Annotated in this window: 3 protein-coding genes; 2 read left to right on the forward strand and 1 reads right to left on the reverse strand. The window is 60.6% G+C overall.

Annotated features, from left to right (window positions below; all coding sequences use genetic code 11):
* Nucleotides 1-164: 164 nt before the first annotated feature.
* Nucleotides 165-1,145, reverse strand: a complete 981-nt coding sequence (locus KTQ37_RS16445) for a helix-turn-helix transcriptional regulator (protein WP_218631592.1) — start codon at nt 1,143-1,145, stop codon at nt 165-167.
* A gap of 149 nt (nt 1,146-1,294) precedes the next feature.
* Here KTQ37_RS16445 and KTQ37_RS16450 point away from each other — a divergent pair, with 149 nt between their 5' ends.
* Nucleotides 1,295-1,558, forward strand: coding sequence for a hypothetical protein (locus tag KTQ37_RS16450; RefSeq protein ID WP_218631593.1), 264 nt, complete (start codon nt 1,295-1,297; stop codon nt 1,556-1,558).
* 176 nt (nt 1,559-1,734) lie between these two features.
* Nucleotides 1,735-5,016 carry a TM0106 family RecB-like putative nuclease gene (locus tag KTQ37_RS16455; protein WP_218631594.1) on the forward strand — a complete coding sequence of 1,094 codons (3,282 nt, stop codon included), beginning with the start codon at nt 1,735-1,737 and terminating at the stop codon, nt 5,014-5,016.
* The last annotated feature ends 149 nt before the right edge of the window (nt 5,017-5,165 follow it).

Below are 5,165 nucleotides of genomic sequence, written 5' to 3' on the forward strand. Positions count from 1 at the left end.
TGCTCCCGCGGCGCAACCGCGCCAAACTCAACCGCGGACTCCGGCATCAGCTGGATGAATGTCGGGGGTCACAGCAGAAGCCGGCCCGAATGGCGCGCTGTTTTTCCTTGAGCGCGCTGAATTTCAAACTGCCGTCCATCAAACATCTCCTTTGAAAATCGCGATCACGGCATCGCCCCAAAATCGGATCGGCGATAGTCCTCCACCATCCTGCGTAACCCCTCGGGCGCGATAACTTGAACCTTGTCGCCCCACTGGTAGAGATGCCAGGTCATTTCGAGCCATCCGGCGGCATGGAAGCGAACAATCAGGCTGCCATCATTTTGCGGCTCGAGGATCTGATCCGGGTGAAACCTGAACCCCGCCGCGCGGTCGGCCGCCTCCGGCGCAAAACGCCAAACGACCTCTCCATATTGTTCCGGGTCTTGCCAGACGCCGAAGGACTGCGCGGCATAGTCCGAAATGGTGAACCCTTCCTTCAGCGCAAAGCTCTCGTCGAGCGTAGTTGCCTCGCGGATGAGATCGATCCGGAAATTCCGAACCTCATCGGCCTTGGCGGGATCACGGGCAGCAAGATAGGTGCGATGCCCCAACAGGACACCATGTGGCTCGAGGATGCGCGACGTCGTGTCTGCATTGTAGAGAACGCGCAGCCGGAAGGGGCCGCGCAACGCCTCGATGATCGCGTCGAGAATGTCAGGGGATACGCTGACGCGTGGACCGGGTCGTGTCACCTGGCCCATTGCTGTCAGAACCGCTTCGGCATCGGCTTCGACGCGGGCTGCGCTGCGTGAGGACAGCCTGGCGAGGAGCCCATCGCGAAGATCGGTGAGACCCTGTGCGTGTCGAAGGCGTCCATCGGCCTCGGCGCCGCGCGCGGCGATCTCCAGTGCCTCGATTCCGGTCTCTTGGCGCAGCTGAAGCCGATCGAGGTGCGGATCGGAGAGGCGCCAGCGACGCTTTCTGTCTTCGCCGTCTTCCGCAGTGACGTTGCCGAACGTCTCTTCGAGAGCGTCGGTCATGCGCTGTGCGGTTCGGTGCGAAACGTCGAACTCGGCGCAAATGTCTTCGAGGCTGATGCCATACCGCCGTGCCGCTGCCATTTGAGCGAGGCGGATCAGATCCTGGGCTTTCGCGAAAGACATAAGCGCACCGAGCGAGCCTGTCAGAGTTTGACACCCTCGCAGGCTAGGAAGGTTCCTGCGCCCTGTCGAGTGATTACCTAAGCAGGTCATTTCAGCACGAGTTCCTTGGGTTCGGCGGGGCGCACCAACTTGGCAGAAGGAACTGCAACATGAGCGGACGTGTCATCAGGATTGAACGGATCTCCTCCCGGAGCGGCGTGGTGGAGGAACCGGCGGTCACCACCAAAGGCTATCAACTTGCCGACCCGGCACATGGCAAGCACAAGCACCATGCCGAACATGCGACCTATGTGAAGACGCTGGACGAGGCGGCGGCGCTGATCGAGCGCGGGTTCTCACTTCGGATGGGCGCCAAAGGCAAGGCCCCTTCGCTGATCGCGCCGAAAAGCCTGCGGATCGTGCGTCCAAGCTAGAGGCGTGATCTTTAAGCACCTAGCATCACGAAGAAATCGGGGTAATGCTTCGTCGTATTCCGTTGCCGCGCAATGTTGTGCGTGACAGTTGTTGACACCCATTTGGGTTATTGAACAAGGCGCAACTCGGAGACGATTTCGCTTTGAGTTGCGCTCTTTATTAATTGTAGGAACCCATGCGGGCATTCGGCGGCAATATCCTTTTCTCTGCGACGGATCTGATGCGCTTCATGGGCTGCGCCCACGCAACCCAGCTTGATCTGTTGCGCATGCGCGGCGAGGGGCCTGAGCCCGGTCGAGACACCGAAGATGCTGCCCTGCTGCAGAAGCAGGGGGATGCGCATGAGGCGGCGCATTTGGCGAAGCTGAAGGCATCCGGGCGGCATGTGATAGAGATCGATCGGGGTGATCTGGCTGCCGACGCAGAAGAAACCCGCGCCGCACTTGCCACAGGGGCTGGGGTGGTGTTCCAGGGCGCGTTTCTCGCGGGCAACTGGGGCGGATGGTCAGACTTCCTGGAACGGGTCGAGCGCCCCTCGGCTCTGGGACCGTTCAGCTATGAGGTGGCCGATACCAAGCTCAAGCGCCAGCCTCACCCGAAGCACGTGCTGCAACTGGTGCTCTATTCCGACCTTCTGACCGAGATACAAGGCGTGGCACCCGAATTTGCCCATGTCGAGTTGGGGACAGGCGAGAGGGCGACCCTGCGGCTGGCGGACTATGCCCATTACGCGCGCGCCGCTCGCGCTAGACTTGAGGCCTTTGTGGCTGAACCCGCGACGACGCGGCCTATACCTTGTTCCGATTGCGCTCTCTGTCGGTGGGCGGATCACTGCAGCAGTGTCTGGGATGCCGAGGACAGTCTTTTCAACGTGGCGAACATCGCCAAGGGGCAGGTCAAGAAGCTGGAGGCCGCCGGGATCTCCACGATGGCGGAGCTGGCAACGTATGCAGGCCCAATTCGCGGCATGGCGAATGAGACGCTGGAAAAACTACGCACCCAGGCACGCCTTCAGAATGCCCGGAAGCTAGGGGCACCCCACTATGAGTTGCGTCCGCCCCAACTCGGGAAGGGATTTGATCTGTTGCCGGCGCCGCAGCCTGGTGACCTCTTTTACGACATAGAGGGGGACCCCCATTACGAAGGCGGGCTCGAATATCTGCATGGCGTCTGGTTCGACGGTGGCTTTCGTGCCTTCTGGGCGCATGACCACAAGGCAGAGGCGCGGGTTCTGTCGGAATTGCTCGACTTCTTCCGGGACCAGCTCGCAAAGTTCCCGCAGGCGCGGATCTATCACTACGCTCCCTACGAAATCACGGCCCTGCGCCGCCTGACCGCGAAGTACGGGATTGGTGAGGCGTTCCTGGACCGGCTGCTTCGGGAGCGCCGCTTTGTGGATCTCTATGCCGTTGTGCGCGGAGGACTAATCTGCTCCGAGCCGAACTATTCGATCAAGTCTCTGGAAGCCTTCTACGGGCTCGAACGCAAGGGCGAGGTCAAAACGGCGGGCGGTTCGGTTGTGGCCTACGAACATTGGCGAGAAACCGGCGAGCAGCAGATCCTCGACGAGATCGAGGACTACAATCGCATCGACTGTGTCTCGACGGAACGCCTCCGCGACTGGTTGGTTGAAATCCGCCCCGAAGGTCCTTGGCCACAGCTCATTGAACCTGCCGATGCGAAGGAAAATGAGGAGGATGTCGAGGCTCAGGCCTTGCGTGCACAGCTCGCAGCGTCACGCCTCCCAGAAGACAGACAGTCGATGCTGTTCGACCTTGGGATGTTTCATAAACGAGAGGCCAAACCGGCCTGGTGGGCGATCTTTGACAGTCTGGGCAAAGACGATGAGGATCTGATCCATGATCTTGACGCCTTGGGAGGCCTCGTCGCGACCGGGCCCGCCGAGCCGATCAAGCGCTCAGTGCAGCGCAGCTACCGCTTCCCTGTGCAGGAAAGCAAATTGCGCGGGGGCAAGAAGGCCAGCATTCCGACCCCCGAAGGCTTCACATCGGTGAGCATCGAGGAATTCGATCGAACGCGGCGCACGATTACGCTGAAGATTGGAGCAGCACGGGCGGATCTCCTGGCGGACCGCCTGACACTCCATCCGGACAAGCCGATCAATGCCGAGGTGATCGCGTCGGCGCTTCGTGATGTGATCGATGACCAGTGTGGTCCTCGGAGCTACCGCGCCGTCGATGATCTTCTCTCGCGATCGGCCCCGAGGTTGACGGGCTCGGGCCCAATTCTGCCTCAGGGTGACGTGGTCGCAGGCACCATCGCGGCAGTCGGGCGAATGGATGAAACGGTGATGCCCATTCAGGGCCCTCCTGGGACCGGTAAGACCCATGTCTCGGCGCGTGCAATTCTGTCGCTTGTCCGAGCAGGAAAACGGGTGGGCGTGGCCTCCAATTCCCATGAAGCCATTCGCAACGTCTTGATGGGATGTCTGAAGGCGCTGGAAGACGAAGATCTTCCGATAGACCTGGAGCTCATCCACAAGGTGTCCGGAGATGAGGACGGCTATCCTGAGGACTGCCCGATCCGCCGCACCAACGACAACGCGGAAGCCGCGTCAGGTAGTCAGGTGGTGGGCGGCACGGCCTTCTTCTTTGCCCGTGAAGAGAACATTCAAGCCTTTGACTGGCTGTTCGTGGACGAGGCCGGACAGGTGGGGCTCGCCAACATGGCCGCCATGGGCCGGGCCGCGCGCAACATCGTGCTGGTGGGCGACCCGCGCCAGTTGCCGCAGGTGATCCAAGGCGCGCATCCGGCGCCTGCGAACCTGTCCTGTCTGGAGTGGATGTTGGGTGATCACGCCACCATTCCGCCGGACCGCGGGATTTTCCTGGGCGTGACACGGCGCATGCATCCGGAGGTCAATCGCTTCATTTCGGATCAGGTCTACGAGGGGCGTCTCGAGAGTCACCCCGATACAGCCCGCCAGGCGGTGACCGGCACGAGTTTTCCGGAAGCCGGCGCTTATTGGGTGCCGGTGGCACATGAAGGGAACGCACAGGTCGCATTGGAAGAAGTCGAGGCGATCCAAGATGCCGTCGAGGAACTGCTGACGGGCGCTTGGAAAGAGAAGGACGGCGTGACTCGCCCCATTCGTCAGTCTGATATCATCGTCGTCGCGCCCTACAACGCTCAGGTTAACGCGCTACGCGAGGCCTTGCCCGAGGTGATCCGGGTAGGGACGGTGGACAAATTCCAGGGGCAGGAAGCGCCGGTCTGCCTCGTTTCGATGACGGCATCCTCTGCTGAGGAAACTTCGCGCGGGATGGACTTCATGTTCTCGCTCAACCGCATCAACGTGGCCGTCTCGCGCGCAAAATGTTTGGCCCTGGTTCTCGGGGCTCCGCGTCTGCGCGAAGCTAAATGCGACACTGTCGAGCAGATGCGTTTGGTTAATACTTTGTGTGCATTGCCGGGAGGGAACATCAATGTCAGTTGAAAAGATGATTTTGGGGTTGGCGGAAGACTCTTTGCAGGCAATAAAAGCCCGTCTTTTGAATAGCCCCGCGTTTTTGAATAGCCCCTAGATCTGTAGACGCCTTCTTCCCTAATTTTGAGGCAAGGAGGCCGAGATGGGCAAAGGCAATT

It is taken from the genome of Sedimentimonas flavescens, from assembly GCF_019264375.1.
GTDB lineage: Bacteria > Pseudomonadota > Alphaproteobacteria > Rhodobacterales > Rhodobacteraceae > Rhodobacter > Rhodobacter flavescens.

Excerpts from the sequence above, each read along its gene's own strand:
- KTQ37_RS16445 (WP_218631592.1), bottom strand. The coding sequence starts at position 1,145 with ATGTCTTTCGCGAAAGCCCAGGATCTGATCCGCCTCGCTCAAATGGCA.
- KTQ37_RS16450 (WP_218631593.1), top strand. The coding sequence starts at position 1,295 with ATGAGCGGACGTGTCATCAGGATTGAACGGATCTCCTCCCGGAGCGGC.
- KTQ37_RS16455 (WP_218631594.1), top strand. The coding sequence starts at position 1,735 with ATGCGGGCATTCGGCGGCAATATCCTTTTCTCTGCGACGGATCTGATG.